At 73.1% G+C, this 17859-nt stretch carries 15 protein-coding genes and 1 pseudogene; 4 read left to right on the top strand and 12 right to left on the bottom strand.

All coding sequences use genetic code 11. The features are described 5' to 3' along the window. Positions 1 to 10: 10 nt before the first annotated feature. The 6 genes from AAFN86_RS14065 to AAFN86_RS14040 all read right to left on the bottom strand — a co-directional run bounded on the left by AAFN86_RS14065 (position 11) and on the right by AAFN86_RS14040 (position 8747). On the bottom strand, positions 11 to 307 hold the full coding sequence (locus AAFN86_RS14065; RefSeq protein WP_347543978.1) for an AtpZ/AtpI family protein: 297 nt from the start codon (positions 305 to 307) through the stop codon (positions 11 to 13). A gap of 122 nt (positions 308 to 429) precedes the next feature. Beyond that, positions 430 to 2787 carry an EAL domain-containing protein gene (locus AAFN86_RS14060; RefSeq protein WP_347543977.1) on the bottom strand — a complete coding sequence of 786 codons (2358 nt, stop codon included), beginning with the start codon at positions 2785 to 2787 and terminating at the stop codon, positions 430 to 432. 10 nt (positions 2788 to 2797) lie between these two features. Beyond that, positions 2798 to 3271, bottom strand: a complete 474-nt coding sequence (locus AAFN86_RS14055; RefSeq protein WP_347543976.1) for a hypothetical protein — start codon at positions 3269 to 3271, stop codon at positions 2798 to 2800. Positions 3272 to 3493: 222 nt separating this feature from the next. Beyond that, positions 3494 to 7582 carry an AAA family ATPase gene (locus AAFN86_RS14050; RefSeq protein WP_347543975.1) on the bottom strand — a complete coding sequence of 1363 codons (4089 nt, stop codon included), beginning with the start codon at positions 7580 to 7582 and terminating at the stop codon, positions 3494 to 3496. A 5-nt stretch (positions 7583 to 7587) separates the two neighbouring features. Next, the gene (locus AAFN86_RS14045; RefSeq protein WP_347543974.1) at positions 7588 to 8271 is read right to left on the bottom strand and encodes a thioredoxin domain-containing protein; all 684 of its coding nucleotides are present in this window, start codon (positions 8269 to 8271) and stop codon (positions 7588 to 7590) included. Between the two features lie 71 nt (positions 8272 to 8342). After that, on the bottom strand, positions 8343 to 8747 hold the full coding sequence (locus tag AAFN86_RS14040) for a DUF721 domain-containing protein (RefSeq protein WP_347543973.1): 405 nt from the start codon (positions 8745 to 8747) through the stop codon (positions 8343 to 8345). 53 nt (positions 8748 to 8800) lie between these two features. Here AAFN86_RS14040 and AAFN86_RS14035 point away from each other — a divergent pair, with 53 nt between their 5' ends. From AAFN86_RS14035 to AAFN86_RS14025, 3 genes and pseudogenes are all read left to right on the top strand, one after another. After that, positions 8801 to 9850, top strand: a complete 1050-nt coding sequence (locus AAFN86_RS14035) for an A/G-specific adenine glycosylase (protein ID WP_347543972.1) — start codon at positions 8801 to 8803, stop codon at positions 9848 to 9850. Next, positions 9850 to 10812, top strand: a pseudogene (locus AAFN86_RS14030) (glycosyltransferase family 87 protein). Before AAFN86_RS14035 ends, AAFN86_RS14030 begins: the two are co-directional and overlap by 1 nt. Beyond that, a complete protein-coding gene (locus AAFN86_RS14025) occupies positions 10799 to 11008 on the top strand; it encodes a hypothetical protein (RefSeq protein WP_347543971.1) in 210 nt (69 codons plus the stop codon). The pseudogene AAFN86_RS14030 and the gene AAFN86_RS14025 overlap by 14 nt, the downstream one beginning before the upstream one ends. Before the next feature lie 255 nt (positions 11009 to 11263). Here the strand turns inward: AAFN86_RS14025 and AAFN86_RS14020 are convergent, their stop codons facing one another. From AAFN86_RS14020 to AAFN86_RS14005, 4 genes are all read right to left on the bottom strand, one after another. After that, entirely contained in the window at positions 11264 to 12055 is a 792-nt protein-coding gene (locus AAFN86_RS14020) for a class I SAM-dependent methyltransferase (protein ID WP_347543969.1), read from the bottom strand. Positions 12056 to 12221: 166 nt separating this feature from the next. Beyond that, the gene (locus AAFN86_RS14015) at positions 12222 to 12797 is read right to left on the bottom strand and encodes a hypothetical protein (protein WP_347543968.1); all 576 of its coding nucleotides are present in this window, start codon (positions 12795 to 12797) and stop codon (positions 12222 to 12224) included. 82 nt (positions 12798 to 12879) lie between these two features. Further along, entirely contained in the window at positions 12880 to 13968 is a 1089-nt protein-coding gene (locus AAFN86_RS14010) for a site-specific DNA-methyltransferase (protein ID WP_347543967.1), read from the bottom strand. 57 nt (positions 13969 to 14025) lie between these two features. Beyond that, on the bottom strand, positions 14026 to 14664 hold the full coding sequence (locus tag AAFN86_RS14005; RefSeq protein ID WP_347543966.1) for a ribonuclease HII: 639 nt from the start codon (positions 14662 to 14664) through the stop codon (positions 14026 to 14028). A 49-nt stretch (positions 14665 to 14713) separates the two neighbouring features. Between AAFN86_RS14005 and AAFN86_RS14000 the strand changes: the two genes are divergently transcribed. Continuing rightward, a complete protein-coding gene (locus AAFN86_RS14000) occupies positions 14714 to 15772 on the top strand; it encodes a nitronate monooxygenase (RefSeq protein WP_347543965.1) in 1059 nt (352 codons plus the stop codon). A 71-nt stretch (positions 15773 to 15843) separates the two neighbouring features. Here the strand turns inward: AAFN86_RS14000 and AAFN86_RS13995 are convergent, their stop codons facing one another. Beyond that, entirely contained in the window at positions 15844 to 17064 is a 1221-nt protein-coding gene (locus AAFN86_RS13995; RefSeq protein ID WP_347543963.1) for an MFS transporter, read from the bottom strand. Further along, positions 17061 to 17774 (bottom strand): helix-turn-helix transcriptional regulator, encoded by a 714-nt coding sequence (locus AAFN86_RS13990; RefSeq protein WP_347543962.1) that lies wholly within the window; start codon positions 17772 to 17774, stop codon positions 17061 to 17063. Before AAFN86_RS13990 ends, AAFN86_RS13995 begins: the two co-directional genes overlap by 4 nt. Between the last annotated feature and the right edge of the window lie 85 nt (positions 17775 to 17859).

The raw sequence follows: 17859 nt of genomic DNA, 5'->3' as shown, positions 1-17859 counted from the left end.
CGTCGATCTCTCACTGCATGCGCGAGCGCGGACGCGGATTGAACAGGCGATACACGTTCAGGACCCCGGCCACGCTGCCCAGGACGAAGAATACCAGGAAGAGCCAAGGCCAGGTTCCCAGCCAGCGATCGAGCAGAAAGCCGATCACGATGCCGACAACCAGGGCCGAGACGACCTCGACCCCCGCGCGCAATCCGAACCCCCAGGGGCTTTGCGGCAGAGCCCCGCCCTTTTCAGGCGGTTTGTCCAGGCCCCTTTGGGACCTGGCCTGCCGCAACCGTTCCTCGAAACCGTCGCGCTCGTTCACCTTCGCTCCCTGGCGGAACCCCGCCGGAAGGCAGGCGGCGCTTTACGGTTCGCCCCCCACCCTGTCAAGCATGTGACGCAGCGCAACAAGCACTTATCACAAGCCAGGTGACCCTATCACGATCAGGCGGCCGGGATCAGGGTCGGTTCCGCGCCGTCATGCCGGGCGGCCGATGGCATCGGCAGTCGCACCAACGCCTCGGGCGCCATCGGCCGGCCGAGCAGATAGCCCTGGCCCTCGTCGCAGCCAATATCGCGCAGCCGCGCGAGTTGCACCGCGCTTTCGACCCCCTCGGCCACCAGCCTCGCGCCCAGCCCATGGGCGATGCGCGACACCGCATCGACGATCCGCTCCGTCCGTGTGCTCGCGCCGAGGCCGGCGACGAAGGACCGGTCCAGCTTGATCACGTCGAAGGGCAGCTGCTGGAGGTAGCCGAGCGAGGCGTATCCGGTGCCGAAATCATCCAGCGCGAGCTTCACCCCGATCTCGCGCAGCTTCGCCAGCGTCGCCGCCGCGGCCTCCGGATCGCGGATGAAGACATCCTCGGTCACCTCGATCTCGATCCGGTCGGCCCGGCAGCCGGTGGCCGCCAGCGCGTCCCGCAGCAATTCGGGTGCCTGGCCCGAGACGATGTGCCGGGCCGACAGGTTCACCGCGACGGGAATGTCGAGCCCCTCTGCCTCCCAGGCGCGTTGCTGGCGCAGCGCGATCTCCAAGGTGTATCGCGCGAGTCGAACCGACAGCCCGGCCCGTTCGGCCGCCGGCACGAAGACGCCGGGCGGGATATTGCCGCGGGTCCCGTGGGTCCAGCGCAGCAGCGCCTCGCAGCCGCTGAAGGTCAGGTCGGATAGGCGGAATTTCGGCTGGTAGGCGAAATGCAGTTCGCCGCGTTCCAGCGCCTGCTGCACATCCGATTCCAGCCGCTTCTGGTCCATCAGCGCCGCCGCCATGGCGGTCGAGAACCGCCGCACCTGGCCCCGCCCGGCGGCTTTGGCGCGATACAGCGCGATATCGGCCCGCTGCAGCATGGTCGGTCCGTCCACCCCGTCGCCCGGGCCGATGGCGATGCCGACCGAAGCCCCGGCGGGAACCGAGGCCCCGTCGATCGCATAGGGCGCGCCGAGCGCGCGCACGATCCGGGCGGCTGCGGCATCGGCCTCCTTCACCCCGGCGATTCCTACCTGCACCACGGCGAATTCATCCCCGCCCAGCCGCGCGAGCATGTCGCCGGGCTTGAGGCAGGCGCGCATCCGGCTGGTCGCGGCCATCAGCAGCGCATCGCCCGCCGCATGGCCCATGGTGTCGTTGACGTCCTTGAAGTCATCGAGGTCGATCAGGTGCAGCGCCACCATGCCGCCCGCCACCAGCGCATGGTTCAGCCGCCGCGTGAACAGCAGCCGGTTGGCCAAGCCGGTGAGCGAATCGTGTTCCGCCATGTAGCGGATCTGCTCCTCCGCTTCCTTGCGCCGCGAGATGTCGAGGCCGATCCGCACCACGGCCGACGCCGGCGCGCCCGGATCGGCGACCGGTGCGGCGGTGATCAGCAGGGTGCGCGGCGCGCCGTCCGGCCCGATCGCCGTCTCCTCCCGGAAGGGCAGTTGCGTCCCGCCGGCCAGTGCGGCGGCGATGTCCGCTCCTTCCTCCTCCGCGCCGGTCACCTCGGTGATCCCGCGGCCCAGCAGCGCCGCCTCCGAGGTGCGGTGGAACCGCGCCAGCGCCGCATTGGCCAGCACGAAGCGTCCCTGCCGGTCGTGGGCGGACACCATCACCGGCAGTGCATCCACCACCACCCGCAGCAATTGCTCCGACCGCCCGGCGCGGGCCTGGGCGGCCTCGGCATGATGCAGGGCGCCGCTGGCACGGCGCCACAGCAGATAGAGCAGCGCCGTCAGCACCGTCGCGCTGGTGATCAGCCCGACCAGGCTGACCGCGAAGGCGCCGTGCAGGCGGCGCAGCCCCTCCGCCGCCTCCTCGGCGCCCAGCCGCTGGTCGTGTTGCAACGCCCGGTTCGCCTCGCCAAGCCGCAGCGCGAGCGTGCCGACGGCCTCCTGCCCGCGGCTGATCGCGGTTGGGTCGCCGCCCAGATGCTCGGCGGCCACCGATTCGGCCCGGGCCAGGATCTCGAAGAAGGCCGGCAATCCGGCGCGGACCGCCAGCAGCGTCGGCGAGCGATGCCGTTCCCCATCGCCTTCCTGCAGGGAAACCAGGCGGCTCCAGAGGATCTCATAGCGCAGCGTCACCGCGCGGGCCGCTCCGGGCCGCCCGGCCGCGAGCCGTTCGATCTCGGTGCCAAGGCGGGCAGCCTCCAGGAGCGCCTGGCTGCTTTCCCACACGCCGACGCGATGTTCCGCGGCCTGCAATGCGGCATGCGACGACAGCTGGCGCGCCGATATCGCAAGCGAGGCAACGAACACCAGCGCGGCGAGAAACGCGCCGATGAGCGGAATCGTGGAGCGCGGCCAGCGGCCGGACATCGCCATGCGGGTGTCCTCAGGCGATGTCGATGCGGTGCAACTGCCAGATCGACCGCTGGCGGTGGATCGCGCTTTCCAGCTCCGGGCGCCGAGACCATGGAAAGACGATCCAGAACGGACCGCGCAGCCGCACCGGGATCGGGGCGCTGTCGAGATGGGTGGCCAGGAAGGCGTCGCTGGCGAGCAACTCGGCCAACGGCATGTCCACCGCATAGTCGTTCAGCGCAACCCCCCGCAGCATGTGGCCCTGCGCGCCGACCGCCTGGAGCAGCAGTCGCATCGGCAGGCCGGAGAAATGCTGCGGCCCCACGGTCCAGGGCGTGCGGGTCTCAAGGTCGGACAGCCCCATCGCGTCGAGTTGCGAGAGGGACAGCCGGCGTGGCGTGGGTGGCCCGATGAGGCCCCGCACCTCCAGCGTCGGTTCCTCGGTGGCCGTCGCCGCATGCGGCAAGGCGGCGGTGGCGAACAGGATGCGGCGCGCGATGATCATGGTGGAAAGGCCCCAACCCAAGATCAGGTGGATAGGGCCGTCCCGGTAAGCGAACCGTTATCCCGCAACCGTCCCCGCAGGCTTTTCACGCCTTTGCAGGTGCACCCCCGGAGTGCCTGCCCGGATCGCGGGCGGCCTTGCCGTCGCAGCCTGAACTGGCGCATGCGCCGGGGGCTGAAGGCCCGGGCGCGCCGTGCGCTCGCCGTCGGGCCTTGCGCAGCGTCAGGCCGCGACGGGCCCCTCGGCCATCTCCACCGCCTGGCCCAGATCGACGCTCAGCAGCCGCGATACCCCGCGTTCCTGCATGGTCACGCCATACAGCCGGTGCATCCGCGCCATGGTCAGCGGGTGGTGCGTCACCACCAGGAAGCGCGTGCCGGATTCGGCGGCCATCGCTGCCAGCAGGTCGCACAGCCGCTCGACATTGGCGTCGTCCAGCGGCGCATCCACCTCGTCCAGCACGCAGACCGGGGCGGGCTGGCAGCGGAACACCGCGAAGATCAGCGACAGAGCGGTCAGCGCCTGCTCGCCACCTGACAGCAGCGACAGCGTCGCGAGCTTCTTGCCCGGCGGCTCCGCATAGATCTCCAACCCGGCTTCCAGCGGATCATCCGATCCCACCAGCGCCAGATGCGCCCGCCCACCGCCGAACAGGCGGGAGAACAGCGAGCGGAACTCCGTATCGACGCGGTCGAACACCTCGCGCAGGCGTTCGCGCCCCTCACGATTCAGATGGCCGATCGACCCGCGCAGCTTGGCGATCGCCGCCGTCACCTCCTCGCGGTCGGTGGTGATCTGGCCGATGCGCTCCTCGATCTCGGTGACTTCGATCTCGGCGCGCAGATTGACCGGGCCCATCTCCTCGCGCTCGCGCGCCAGGCGTTCGACCTTGCGGCGCGCCTTCTCTTCGGCGGCGTCGGAGAGTTCCTCCGGCGCGGGGGGCAGTTCCGCATCCTCGCCCAGCCGCTCGACGATGCGGGCACTGACGGCTTCCTCGGCGGTGGCGGCGGCCTCGGCGGCACCTTCGGCGCGCACCTGGCCCTCACGGGCGGCGGCGAAGGCGGCGTCGGCGCGGCGGCGCGCCTCGGCGGTGTCGCGCAGGGCCGTCTCGGCAGCGGTCAGCGCGGCGGCGGCGGCGGCATGGGTCGCCTCGCATTCAGCCAGCAGCCGCCCGGCCTGCTGGCGTCGTGCGGAAGCATCCTCCGGTGCCTCGGCGAGGCCATCGCGCTCGCCTTGCGCTTCCGCACCGCGGCGGCGCAACTCGACCACGCGCGCCTCGGCATCCGCCCCGCGGGTCGTCCACAGCGCGGCTTCCTCGCCCACCGCGGCGAGCCGGGCCGTCACGCGCGCGGCCTCATTGGCCAGCGCACCGATATCGCTGCGCGCCTGCACCTCGGCCGCGCGCGCGGCGGTCAGGGCATCGCGCGCGGCAGCGACTGCGGCGCGCATGGCGTCGAGGTCCGGCAGCGCCGCCTCGGCGGCAGCGGCGGCCAAATGCCCGGCCTCCGCCTCGGCCAGTTCGGCCGCCAGCCGGGCCAGTTGCGGTTCCAGCGCGGCAAGCCGGCTCTCGGCCTCAGCCGCACGCGCCGCGAGCGTCGATTCATGTTGCCGCGCGCCCTTGGCATTGGCCTCCGCAGTGCGGCGCGCCTCGCGGGCGGCGTGTTCCGCGGCCTGCGCGCGGGCTTCGCCACGGCTCGCTTCCTCGGCTGCCGAACGCAGGCTGCCGAGATCCGGCAGCGCGGACACTGCCTGCCAGGCGGCCTCAAGCAGAGCCTCGGCCTCTGCGCGGTCAGCGGCCAGGCGTGCCAATTGCGGTTCGATCGCCGCCAGGCGGCTCTCCGCCCGCGCATGCCGCGCAGCCAGGGCCGCCTCCGCCTGCCGCGCTTCGGCCAGGACGCCGTCGGCTCGGGCACGGGCGTCGCGGGCGGCGGCCTCGGTGCGGCGCGCCTCCTCCTCCTGCCGGGCGGCCTCGGCGCGAGCGGCGTCGCTGGCGGCGGCCTCGGCCTCGGCCTTGTCCAGCCGAGCCTCGGCGGCGCGCAGCGCATTGCGCTGGGCCAGCCGCACTGCGCCCGGCGTCGGCGCCCCGGCGCGCGCGGTGTGCCCGTCCCAGCGCCATAGCGCGCCTTCCTCGGTCACCAGGGACTGACCCGGCTTGAGCGATGCCTGCAAGGCCGCTCCATCGACCCCGCGCGGCAGCAACCCGATCTGCGACAGGGCGCGCGACAGCGCGGCCGGAGCCTCGACCAGCCGCGACAGCGGCACCGCGCCATCCGGCAGCGGCGCGGCGGCATCCAGCGGCGGCAGGTTGCGCCAATGCCGAGGCGAGGTCTCGTCCGAGGGGCTTTCCAGCGCCTCGCCCAGCGCGGCACCCAGCGCAGCTTCCAGCCCCGCCGGCACCCCCACCTGATCGAGGATCGGCGCCGCCGCCCCCGGCTCGCGGGAGGACAGCACATCGGTCAGCGCCGAAACCTCGGCCTTGGCGCGGGCGCGCTCGCCGCCGGCGGCGGTGGCCGCACGACCGGCCTCGGCATGGGCGGCGGCGGCCCAGGCCCGCATCGCCTCGGCCTTCTCCAGCGCCGCGCGGGCGTCCTCGACCGCGGCCTCGGCGGCGGCCAGCGCGGCGGCGGCGGCCTCGCGTTCCTCCGGTGGGATATGCTCGGCGGCGGCGGCGTCCCGGTCTTTCTGCATCGCCGCGTGCTGGGCGGTGATGCGGCCCAGCCGGTCCTGCGCGGCGTTGCGTTCGGCCTCGACGCGTTGGGCGATGCTCGCGGCTTCGGACGCCGCACGGCGTGCCTCGGCATGGCGGGCGGCGGCGGCGGCGCGGGCGGCTTCGGCGTCTTCCAATGCGACGCGGGCGCCCTCCAGCGCGGCATCGGCGGCGGCGACTTCGCCCGCCGCCTCGGTGCGCGCTTCCTGCGGTACCCGGGCACGGGCGGCGGCATCGCGTTCCGCAGCGAGGCGGCCATGGCCTTCGTGGGCTCGCTTCAGCCGTGCTTCGGCGGCGGTGCGGGCCTCGGCGGCGGATTGAACGCGGGCAGCGGCCTCGGCGGCCTGTTCGGTGGCGTCATGGGCGGCCTGCTCCGCCACGCGCGCGGCCTGCTCGGCTTCGGCGAGCGCCGCCTCGGCGGCCTGCCGCCGGCCGGGCAGGGAGGTCTCGACCGCCCGCAGCGCCTCGGCTTCCTGGGTCAGGCGTTCGCGCGCCACATCGGCGTCGCGCAGCACGCCCTCGGCATGGGTCAGGTCGCGGCGCATCTGCGCGAGGCGCGCCTCCGCACCCTCCAGCGCGTCCCGCGCGCGGCGTTCCTCCGCCTCCAGCCCTTCGGATTCGACGCGGCGGCGTTCCAGCGCGGTGCGCGCGGTGGCTTCGGCGGCGCGCGGGGCGGGGATGGCCTGCTCGGCCTCGAAGGCGGCGATGGTGGCGCGTTCGGCCTCGGCCTCGGCGGCGCGGACGGCGGACCGCGCCTCGTCGAACTGCGCCTTGGCAATGCGCGCTGCGGTCTCGGCGCGGGCGGCGAGGATGGCCAGCCATTCCCCTTCCGCCTGCCGCACCAAGCCGGACAGGTTGCGATACCGGTTGGCCTGGCGCGCCTGGCGCTGCAGCCCCTGGCGCTGGGTGTCCAACTGCCCGAGCAGGTCCTCGGCCCGCGACAGGTTCGTTTCTGCCTGCCGCAGCTTCAATTCGGCTTCATGCCGGCGGGCGCGCAGCCCGGCGATGCCGGCGGCTTCCTCCAGCACCTGGCGGCGATCCTCCGGCTTCGCCTGGATCAGCGTGGACACCCGCCCCTGGCTGACCATCGCCGAGGCCCGCGCGCCGGAGCCGATATCGGCGAACATGGTCTGCACGTCGCGGGCGCGGATCTCCTTGCCGTTCACCCGGAAGGCCGATCCCTCGCCGCGGTTGATGCGGCGCATGATCTCGAGTTCCGGCTGGTCCTGGTTCGGCGGCGGCGCGAGGCCCTCGGCATCCTCCAGGGACAGGGTGACTTCCGCGAGGTTGCGCCCGGCCCGGGTCGCGGTGCCGGCGAAGATGACGTCGTCCATCTCCCCGCCGCGCATCGCCTTGGCCGAGGTCTCCCCCATCGCCCAGCGCAGCGCTTCCACCACGTTGGACTTGCCGCAGCCATTTGGGCCGACGATGCCGGTCAGGCCGGGGCGGACCTCGACGGTGGTGGCCTCGGCGAAGGATTTGAAGCCGGCGATGCGGATGCGGGCAAGCGTCGCGCGCACGGAAGCGAGGCGCTGGGCGTCGCTGCGCGGCGTGCCGTCATCCTCCTCCTCCGGCGCCGGGGGATTCGCCTGCCCGTCATCCATCCCGCTCAGCTCCGCGCCGCTTCCTGCGCGAAACGATCGAAGGGAATGGCACCCGACACCACGCGGGTGCCGAAGACGAAGGTGGGCGTCGCCTGGACGTTGTAAGTGCGTTCGCCCTGCTGGCGCAGCGCGAGGATGCCGCGGGCCGTATCGTCATCCGCCCAGGCGCTGTCGAAGGTCGACTGGGACATGCCGGCCAGCGTCGCGATCTTGCCGATCTCGGTCTTGTGGTCGATGCCGCGTGCGAAGGCCCAGCGGTCCTGCAGGGTGAACAGCGTCTCGATGAAGGGCTCATAGGCCTCGACCGGGAAGTACCGGGCGACAACGGCGGCCCGCAGCGCGATCTGGTCGAGCGGGAAGTCGCGCCACACGAAGCGGACCTTGCCGGTCTGCACCAGCTCCCGCTTCACCTGCGGCCACACCTCGCGCCCGAAGGCGCCGCAATGCGAACAGGTCAGGGAGAAGAATTCCTGCACCACCATCGGCGCCGAGGCCGCGCCCAGCGAACGTTCCGACAGGCGGGCATTCTCGGCCGGCGCGGCCGGGGGCGCCGGCGGCGCGGCATCGGTGGCGGCGGGCGGGGCCGCGCCAGCCGGCGGCGGCGTCTGCGCGACGGCGCGGCCCGGCAGGGCGGGCGCGGAGATCAGGGCGGCGGAACCGGTCAGGAGGACGCGGCGATCGAAGGGCATCGGTGCTTCCCGTCTTGGTGCGGGCCATCCGGCCGGGGCGGGCCCGGGGGGAGGCCTGTTGAGTCGGCAGATCAGCGGGTTCGATAGACGCCGCGGGCCAATCTTGCCAGCGCATCCCGCAATTCGGGGGAGGAGACGCCCTCCAACGCCGATTCGACCCTCCCGGGAAGGGGTTGCGGGGGCGATTCACGGGGTTTGCGCGGCGTGCCACCGGCCGGCGCCTGCTGCACGAATCGGAATCGTTCCACCGCCACCCGGCCCAGCGCGGCATTGATGCGGGACGCCAGTTGCGGGGCGAGGTGCTGCATCTCCATCGCCACCGGCCCCGAACAAGCCAGGGTCAGCGTCCCCTGGGTCAGCCGCAGCGGCTGCGTGACGGCCGCGATCGCCGGTCCGACCAGCGCCGGCCAATCCGCCATGATCTGCGCCCCGGCAGGGCTCTTGCGCTTGAAGGCCGGGCGTGTGAGCGCTGGCACCAGGGCGCCGACCGGCCTTGGTCCGCCCAGGAACCGCTTATCCTCCACATCCCGTGCCATACACGTTGCCCTCCGCCGCCGACCTGCTCGCCTGGTACGACCGGCACCGGCGTATCCTGCCTTGGCGTGCCGGCCCTGGTCAGGCGCGCGATCCTTACCGCATCTGGCTGTCGGAGGTGATGCTGCAGCAGACCACCGTTGCCGCGGTGGGGCCGCGCTATGCCCGCTTCCTTGCCCGATTCCCCAGCGTGCAGGCATTGGCGGCGGCGGATTGGGCCGAGGTCGCGGAGGAATGGGCGGGCCTCGGCTACTATGCCCGCGCGCGCAACCTGCATGCCTGTGCCAAGGCCGTCGCCGCGGCCGGCGACTTCCCCGACGACACCGTTGGGCTTGAGGCGCTGCCGGGCATCGGCCGGTACACCGCCTCGGCGGTCGCCGCCATCGCCTTCGATGCGCCGGTGGTGCCGGTGGACGGCAATGTCGAGCGCGTGGCCGCCCGCCTTGCCGCCATCGAGGACCCGCTGCCGGGCGCCAAGCCGCGCCTGACCGCGCTCGCCGCCGGCTTCATGGCCGACCCGGCGGCGCGCGCGCGGCCCGGGGACTTTGCCCAGGCGCTGTTCGACCTGGGTGCGACCATCTGCACCCCCCGCAACCCGGCCTGCGCGCTCTGCCCCTGGCAGGATCGCTGCACCGCCCGGCGCGCCGGCATCGCCGCCGAGTTGCCGCGCAAGTCGCCGAAGGCGGCCCGCCCGCTGCGCCACGGTGCGCATTTCCTGCTGACCGATGCGCGGGGCCGCATCTTGCTGCGCCGCCGGCCGGACAATGGCCTGCTCGGCGGCATGCTGGAGGTGCCCGGCACACCCTGGCGCACTGGCCCCTGGCCCGAAGCCGAGGCGCTGGCCCATGCGCCCGCCGAGGCCCCGTGGCGCCTGCTGCCGGGCCTCGCCCGCCACGGCTTCACCCATTTCGAACTGGAGATGGTTCTCTATACCGCCGCGCTGCCAGGCCGCGCCGTGCCGGAGGGCGAGTGGCAATCCGCCGATGCCGCCCGCGCCGCCCTGCCATCCGTCATGCGACGCCTGCTGGACCTGGCGGCGGCGTGATGGTGCGGGCGCTGCGCGACGGCAACTGGATGAATGCGGAACGCCTGCGCGCCTATGGGCTCGGCTATGTGCTGGCGGCGGTGGCCGCGATCGCCTCCGCGGCGCCCGGCATCTTCGGCTGGGAGGATACGCCGCCGATCGACATCGATTACCTCAGCTTCCACGCCGCCTCCGCCCTGGCCTGGGGCGGGCAGGCGGTGTCGGTCTGGAACCGCGACCTGCACGCCGCCGCGCAGACGGCGCTGCAAGGCTCGCCCGGGCGCTACTGCGCTTTCTTCTATCCGCCCACCTATCTGCTGGTGCTGCTGCCGCTGGCGCTGCTGCCTCTGCCGCTGGGCGCGCTGGCCTGGGTGTCGGCCACCGGGGCCGCCTGCTGGGCCGCGCTGCGCCGCTGGGGCGGTTTCGACCGGCCGATGGTCGCGCTGCTCGCCGCGCTGTCGCCGGCGGCGGTGCTCAACCTGCTGCATGGGCAGAACGGCTTCCTGACCACTGCGCTGCTCGCCGCCGCCGGTCTGTGGATGGATCGCCGGCCGGCGCTCGCGGGCTTCGCGTTGGCCTCGTTGGCCTTCAAGCCGCAACTCGGGCTGCTGGTGCTGCCGGTGCTGCTGGCGACCCGGCGCTGGGCGGTGTTGGGTTGGGCGACGGTGTCCGGCCTCGCCTGACTTGCGGCGACGGTGCTGGCCTTCGGACCCGGGGTCTGGACCTCATTCGCCGCCCGCCTGGCCGATGCCGGGGAGGCGATGGCCCCGGGCCTGTTGTGGAAGATGCAGAGCGTGCTGGCGATGGCGACGACGCTGGGCCTGCCGCGTGGCTTGGCCGGGCTGCTGCAGGCAGCGGTTGCGGTGGGCGTTGTCGCGGCCGCCGCCTGGGTGCTGCGGCGCCAGCCGGGCGGGCGGGCGGGCGGAAGTCGCGGCCATCGCCGCCGGCGCGCCGCTCGTTACGCCTTTCGTGCTGTCCTATGACCTGGTGATGCTGCTGGTGCCGATGGCCTGGTTGCTCACCGAGGCGAAGCGGGACGGCTTCCGGACCTGGGAGAAATCCGGCATCGCCCTGGCGTGGCTGCTGCCGTTGCTGTCCTTCGTCACCGGCACCGCGGCGCGCGTCAGCATCGCAGCCCTTGCCGCGGCGGTGCTGCTGGCGCTGGTGGCGCAGCGCTGAGCCCTGAAGGCGTTGGCGTCGCCGCTGGCCAGGCGTGTCGCGAGGTTGGCCGCCGCCGGCACCATGTGACGCATCGCTGGATCCGCCGACGGCAGGTGGCTGCCCACCAGGGTATCGCCGTCCCGCAATTCGGGAAGGGTGGCCTCCCGCCACGCGGCGTGGGCCTCCTGCGAACGGATGACCTGGGTCATCCGGCGGCCTGGTGGCGCGTGCATGCGGCGTCGGGACGGTTGAGGGGGATGGTCGTGCCGTTCCCTACGCTGCGGGCGTCGCGACCAGGCAGCGAAAGCGCGCGGCGATGCGGAAGCTGCCGTCAGCCTGGCGGAACGGCGCGAGGGCGGCGCGGTGGGCGGCGATGAAGGCATCCGCGCCCGAATGCTCAATGGCCCGAACGGCAACGCCGGCCGAGCCCAGCCCCCGCAACCCGGTTGCCTCGTCGGGATAGGACCAGTGCGTGTCCACGTCGAACACGGCGCCCGGCATCAGGCCGCCCGCCGCGGCGAAGGCGCGCAGCGCCGTCTCGTCGGACAGCGCGAAGGGGCCGGGCGCTCCGGGCGGCGGCGCCGGCAACAGCGGCTTCATCGCGCCGACGAGGGACGCCGCCTGCATCCCGGCCGGATCGCCCCAGGTCATGACGATGATCATGCCGCCGGGCCTCGTGACCCGCCCCGCTTCGCGCAACGCCTGCGCGGGATCGCCCGCGAACTGGAAGGCGTTGAAGCCGGTGACGAGGTCGAAGGAATTGTCAGCGAAGGGCAGCGCCTCGAGGTCGCCCTGGCGGAAGTCGCCCGCCTGCGTGCGTTCGCGCGCGATATCCAGCAGCGCTTCGGCGGCATCGATTCCGCTGACGGTTGCACCACGCGCCGCCGACAGCGCGGCAGCCATGCCCGCGCCGCAGCCGACATCCAGGTGGCGCGTGCCCGGGCCGGCCTCGGCGTGCGCCAGCACGGCATGATAGGCTGCGGCGCATTGCCCTTCCTGCACCTCGGCCCAGTCGCGCGCCCGTGCGCCCCACAGCCGCCCGTTCGCCTCGGATGTCCTCGTCATGGCTTCGGCTTCCCCCTTGGGGCGAGGCTGCAACGCAACCGAAGCCCGGTGACACATGGTTCACCATAGGCCTGTCGCGCTCACCACTGCGATCGAGGAAGTCCGGTGGGTTGGGTGCCGGTCATGGGTGCCGCGGGCGATGGAGCCTGCGGCGCATCGCCGTGTCCTACCCCCGCGTCCGCGCGAACACGAAGGCGGCGCCCACCAGCGCCACCAACACCCCGCCCCCGGCGACCAGCATCGCCGATTGCTGCAGCATCGCGACGGCCGGCACCGAGGTGCCGAGCACCGCGCCAACCGCGATGATCCGCCAGGATCCGGCATGGATGCCGGCAACCAGGGTGCCGAGGCCGAGCAGCAGCAGCAGGCCGATCTCGCTCGCATTGTCGTTCACCACGCCACGGACGGACGGCAGGAACAGCATCAGCATGGCGATGAGGAAGGCGGCCCAATGCGCCGCCTGGGTCCAGATCAGCCGCACACGCTGGCCTCGGCCGGCGGCCGCGTTCCAGCCGGCGGCGATGCAAAGCAGCCCGAAGACCGGTGCCAAAACCTGCCAGTAGAGCAGCGTGGGCGACCCGGCGCCCCCAGCGAAGGCAACGCCGGCGAAGCCGGCGATCAGCATGAGGAGGTAGGGCGCCTCGGCCAGGATGGCGCGGCCCCAGGACCGGCCGGCAGGCGTGGCGGGTGGGGGCAAGGCCGGCCCCGGGTCGATGGCGGCGGCGGCGATTCTGTCGCTCATGAGGGGGCCTTTTCGGCTAAGCCGCTGGGATGGATCGCGCCATGCGGTGCGGGTCGCATCGCGCGGCGCGGCGCATGGCGGGTCAAGGCGCGCTGCGCGCGATCGCCTCGCGCAGTTCGTCGATCACGCGCAATCGCCCGTCGCGACCTTCGACATGCCAGAACAGCCAGCCATTGCACGACGGCGCTTCCTGGACGGCAGCGCCGACCTTGTGGATCGACCCGGTGGCAAGGCCACAGCGCAGCGTGCCGTCCGCCCCGACCACGGCTTCCCAACGCTTCTGGCGGTCGAACAGCTTCGCACCGGGGGCCACCAGCCCGCGTTCGACCAGCGTGCCGAAGGGAATGCGCGGCTGTTCCTTCTTGGATGGCAGGGCCGCGGCGGCATCCTCGGGCGCCGGTTCGACCGCCGCGATCCGGGCGAGTGCGGCATCGGCGTAGCCCTGCTCGCGCTCGATGCCGATGAAGCGGCGGCCGAGCCGCTTGGCCACCGCCCCCGTGGTGCCCGATCCGAAGAAGGGATCGAGGATGACATCGCCCGGCGCGGTGCAGGACAGGATCACGCGATGCAGCAGCGCCTCGGGCTTCTGCGTCGGGTGCAACTTGGCACCGGCATCGTCGCGCAGGCGCTCGCCGCCGGTGCATAGCGGGATCAGCCAGTCGCTGCGCATCTGAAGGTCGTCGTTGAGCGACTTCATCGCCGCGTAGTTGAAGCGGTAGCGGGACTCCGGCCCGCGCGAGGCCCAGACCAGCGTCTCATGCGCGTTGGTGAAGCGACGGCCTCGGAAATTCGGCATCGGGTTCGACTTGCGCCAGATGACGTCGTTGAGGATCCAATAGCCGAGATCCTGCAGCGCCGAGCCGAGGCGGAAGACGTTGTGGTAGGCGCCCATCACCCAGATGGTGCCGTCCTTGCGCAGCACGCGGCGGCATTCGGTCAGCCATTCGCGCGTGAAGGCGTCATAGGCGCCGAGGTCGTCGAAGCGGTCCCAGGCATCGTCCACGCCATCGACCAGGCTGTCATCGGGCCGCCGCAGCGTGCCCTTCAGCTGAAGGTTGTATGGCGGGTCTGCGAAGATGGCGTGCACCGAGGCCGGCGGCAGATGCCGCAGCCACGCAATGCAGTCCCCGACCAGCACCTGGTCGAGCGGCGTGTCGATCTGCGTACCCACTGCGAAACCCCGTCCCCCGACGCGAAGGCCGCAGAATCGCTTGTGCGACTCGGCAGGTCAAGCAAACCGGAAGGCGGCCTGGTCGACGGGGCGGAAACCGCGACGGTGATGAGGGCTCGGCCCGAGGCTCTCGAGCGCGGCCAGGTGCGCCGCGGTGGGGTATCCGGCATGACGCGCGAAGCCGTAGCCGGGCCAGCGCGGGTCGAGCCGTGTCATTGCGCGGTCACGCACGACTTTCGCCAGGATGGAGGCGGCGGCGATTGACAGCGACAGCGCATCGCCGCCGATGACGCAGCGCACCCGGCAGGGCAGGCGCGGCGGCTGGTTGCCGTCCACCAGCGCGAGGTCGGGCAGCGTGCCCAGCCGCGCGACGGCGCGCGCCATGGCGATATGCGTCGCGCGCAGGATGTTGTGGGTGCCGATCTCGGCGGCGGAGGCGGCGCCGATGCCGAGATCCAGCAGGCCATCCCGCGCCGCTCCGCGAAGCGCAGCGAAGGCGGCGTCGCGGCGCGCCGCGGTCAGCTTCTTCGAATCGTCGATCAGCGAGGCGATCGCGCTGGGCGGGGCGCGCAGGAACACCACGGCCGCGGCCACCACCGGTCCGGCGAGTGGTCCGCGTCCGGCCTCATCCACCCCGGCGACACGGCCGGCGCCGGCTTCGAGGGCGAGGTCGGGACGCGGGGGCGGGGTGCGCATTGCGGGGCGGGGCTTCGTGCGGGAGAATCGCAGGACGGAGGATCAACGCATGACGAGTATCACGGCCAAGGGCCGCGCGGCGGCCTTTTGCGAGCGCTTCGGGCTGCGTCTGCCGATCCTGCTCGCCCCCATGGCGGGTTCGACGCCGGCGGCCTTGGCGAGCGCGGTCGCCAGTGCCGGGGGCATGGGCGCGCTGGGCGCACTCAACACCACGCCCGAGGGGATCGCCGACTGGGCGCGCGCCTTCCGCGCGACGTCGAACGGGTCGTTCCAGATCAATCTGTGGATCCCCGACCCGCCGCCGGTGCGCGACGCGGCGCGGGAGGAGGCGATGGTGGAGTACCTGTCGGGCCACGGCCCGCGCCCGTCGATCCCCGAAGGCCCGCTGCTGCCGGATTTCGCGGCGCAATGCGCGGCGATGCTGGCGGTCGGTCCGACGGTGATCTCCTCCATCATGGGCGTCTTCCCCGAGGATGTGGTCGCCGCGGCGAAGGCGCGCGGCATCGCCTGGTTCGCCACGGCGACGACGCTGGCCGAGGCGCGGGCGGCGGTCGCTGCCGGAGCGGATGCGATCCTCGCGCAGGGGGCCGAGGCGGGTGGGCATCGCGGTGCCTTCGACCATGCGGCGGCAGAGCATCAGCAGACCGGCGGCCTCGCCCTGATCCCGCGCTTCGCCGATGCGCTCGACGTGCCGGTGATCGCCACGGGCGGGATCGCCGATGCACGGGGCATCGCCGCGGCGCTGACGCTGGGCGCGAGTGCGGTGCAGATCGGCACTGGCTTCCTGCGCTGCCCGGAGGCAGCGATCCATCCGGCCTGGGCGGCAGCGATCGCGGCGGTCGAACCGGAAGGGACGACGCTGACGCGGGTGTTCTCCGGGCGGCTGGGGCGCGGCATCGCCAGCGCAGTGACCCGTGCCGCGCCGCCGGCGGCGGCCTACCCGATCCAGCGTGGCCTGTTCGCGCCGATCCGCGCGGCAGCGGAAAAGGCGAACAACCCCGAGGCGATGCAGATGTGGGCCGGCCAGGCAGCGCGGCTGGCATCCGCGGAACCCGCCGGAGACCTGACGACGCGCCTATGGGCGGAAACCCAGGCCCTGCTGCCATAGCGCTGCACGCCCCCGGCTCCAAAAGCCAAGAAACGGAGGGGGATTCGGGGGAGGTGTTCCTCCCCCGACCTTCACTTCGCCGCCCCGCGCGGCAGCAACACCCACCCCGCCATCCCGCCGGCCAGCGCCGTGCCCAGCAGCCCGAACCCGGCGCGATACGCTGCCTCCGGCCGTGCCCCGCCGACGTCCGGAAACAGCCCCACCACCGCCCCCATCGCCATCGGCAGCAATGCCGACCCCAGCACCTGCGCGAGGTTCACCGTCGTGGCTCCGCGCCCCACCAGGTGATCGGGGAACAGCGACCGGCCTTCCGCCACCACCAGCACCGGAAAGGCCGAGAACAACACCAGCAGCACCAGCAGGGCGACGGCGGCATCCAGCGGCGCGCCAGGCCACAGTGCCAGCGCGAACAGCGCCGCCGCGGCCAGCCCCGCCGCGACCGTCACGATGCCCCGCCGGCCGCCGACGCGCCGTTCCAGCGGACCGAGCGCCAGCAGCCCGGCCGGCATCGCGACCCCCATGGCCGCCAGCGCCCAACCGCGCCCGGCCGCGTCCAGACCGTGCACATCCGCCAGGTAAGGCCCTGCCCACAGCCCCAGCACCGTCGCCGCCGCCGCATAGCCGACCAAGTGCATCGACAGCACCCGCGCGAGCCCCGGTAGCCGCCAGATCGAGACTTGGCCGAGCAGCGCTTCCTTCAGTGTTTCAGGCTTGCGGTACACGGGTGGGCGGTCGGGCGGATCGTCCCGCACCAGCCGCCACCACAGCAGCAGGCAGCCGGCCGTCAGCAGCGCCGAGGCGCCGAGCGCCCCGCGCCACCCCAGCAGCCCCGACAGCGCGGCAAGCGGCGCGCCGGCCGCCAGGATGCCCATCTGCGACAGGGCGAAGACGCGCGACAGCGCCAGCGTCAGCGCGGCCCCGCGGTACCAACGCGCGCACAGCACGACCGCGGCCATGAAGGACGCGGCGCTGCCGAGCCCGATCAGGAACCGTGACGCCAGCAGCGTCGTCCCGGTGGTCGCCAGGGCCTGGAAGACGGAACCGGCCACCGCCAGGCCGGACAGCGCGCCCACCGTCCGCCGTGGCCCGGCGCGGTCCAGCGCGATGCCGACCGGCACCTGCGCCAGCAGCAGCGCGCCGAAGAACACGCCGTTGGCCGCGCCCAGCACGGCGGGGCTGAGCGCCAGTGCCGCGGTCAGGTCCGGCGCGATGACCCCCAGTGCCGCGCGATGGAACTGGCTCAGCCCCGTCATCGCCGCGAGTGCGACCAGCAGCCCGGTTGCCCCGGTCATGCGGCGGCGAGGCCGAGGCCCTCGCGCAGGCCGAGCAGGCCCGCTGGCGTGATCGCCACGCGGCGGCGCGCCAGCACGTCGCGGTCCCCGGTGCCGGGCAGCCGCCGCAGCCAGCCGCGGTCGAGCCAGGCGCTGGCGATTTCCCGGCCCAGGCCACCGGCCAGATGCGGGCGGCGTTCGGACCAGTCCATGCAGTCGCAGGCGAAGCGCGACGCCACCATGGCGCGGTCGAGATCGACCCCGGTGGCCGACAGCCTGGCCCGGCCTTCGTCGGAGGCCGCCCAGCCGCCGGAGATGGGCGTCAGCCAGCCGCTGCCGGTCAGCCGTTGATGCAGCGCGACGCCGAGCCGCCCGGCCAGATGGTTCCAGCACAGACGGGCCTCGCGCGCGGCTTCCCCGTGCTTCCACGGGCGCGGCGGGGCGAGGCGGGCGGCCAGGCCACCCAGCGTCTCGATCACCGCGGCGACTTCCTCGGAGGCAAGGCGATGATAGCGGTGGCGACCCTGGGCGTGGACGGCGATCAGGCCGCCTTCGGCGAGACGGGCGAGGTGGCCGCTCGCGGTCGCCGGCACCACGCCGGCAATGCGCGCAAGTTCACCGGCGGTCAGCGCATCGCCGCCCATCAGCGCGGCGAGCATGCGGGCGCGGGCGGGGTCGGCCATCAGGGCGGCGGTGGCGGCGAGCGGGCCGGGGGCGGTGGGGTCGGACATGCGGCGATCCTAGCCGCAATCCCATCGGGATGCTTCGGCCGGCGGCGAAGCAGGAACAACCATTGGTTGCCGATCGCGCGCGCTT

Source organism: Roseomonas sp. CAU 1739, from assembly GCF_039839775.1.
Classification (GTDB): Bacteria; Pseudomonadota; Alphaproteobacteria; order Acetobacterales; family Acetobacteraceae; genus Neoroseomonas.
This window is presented reverse-complemented; position numbering and strand designations above follow the sequence as displayed.

What these genes read in the sequence shown, in the direction of transcription:
- AAFN86_RS14060 (WP_347543977.1), bottom strand. Translation starts at nt 2,787, where the DNA reads ATGGCGATGTCCGGCCGCTGGCCGCGCTCCACGATTCCGCTCATCGGC.
- AAFN86_RS14005 (WP_347543966.1), bottom strand. Translation starts at nt 14,664, where the DNA reads ATGCGCACCCCGCCCCCGCGTCCCGACCTCGCCCTCGAAGCCGGCGCC.
- AAFN86_RS14000 (WP_347543965.1), top strand. Translation starts at nt 14,714, where the DNA reads ATGACGAGTATCACGGCCAAGGGCCGCGCGGCGGCCTTTTGCGAGCGC.
- AAFN86_RS14055 (WP_347543976.1), bottom strand. Translation starts at nt 3,271, where the DNA reads ATGATCATCGCGCGCCGCATCCTGTTCGCCACCGCCGCCTTGCCGCAT.
- AAFN86_RS13990 (WP_347543962.1), bottom strand. Translation starts at nt 17,774, where the DNA reads ATGTCCGACCCCACCGCCCCCGGCCCGCTCGCCGCCACCGCCGCCCTG.
- AAFN86_RS14020 (WP_347543969.1), bottom strand. Translation starts at nt 12,055, where the DNA reads ATGACGAGGACATCCGAGGCGAACGGGCGGCTGTGGGGCGCACGGGCG.
- AAFN86_RS14015 (WP_347543968.1), bottom strand. Translation starts at nt 12,797, where the DNA reads ATGAGCGACAGAATCGCCGCCGCCGCCATCGACCCGGGGCCGGCCTTG.
- AAFN86_RS14050 (WP_347543975.1), bottom strand. Translation starts at nt 7,582, where the DNA reads ATGGATGACGGGCAGGCGAATCCCCCGGCGCCGGAGGAGGAGGATGAC.
- AAFN86_RS13995 (WP_347543963.1), bottom strand. Translation starts at nt 17,064, where the DNA reads ATGACCGGGGCAACCGGGCTGCTGGTCGCACTCGCGGCGATGACGGGG.
- AAFN86_RS14045 (WP_347543974.1), bottom strand. Translation starts at nt 8,271, where the DNA reads ATGCCCTTCGATCGCCGCGTCCTCCTGACCGGTTCCGCCGCCCTGATC.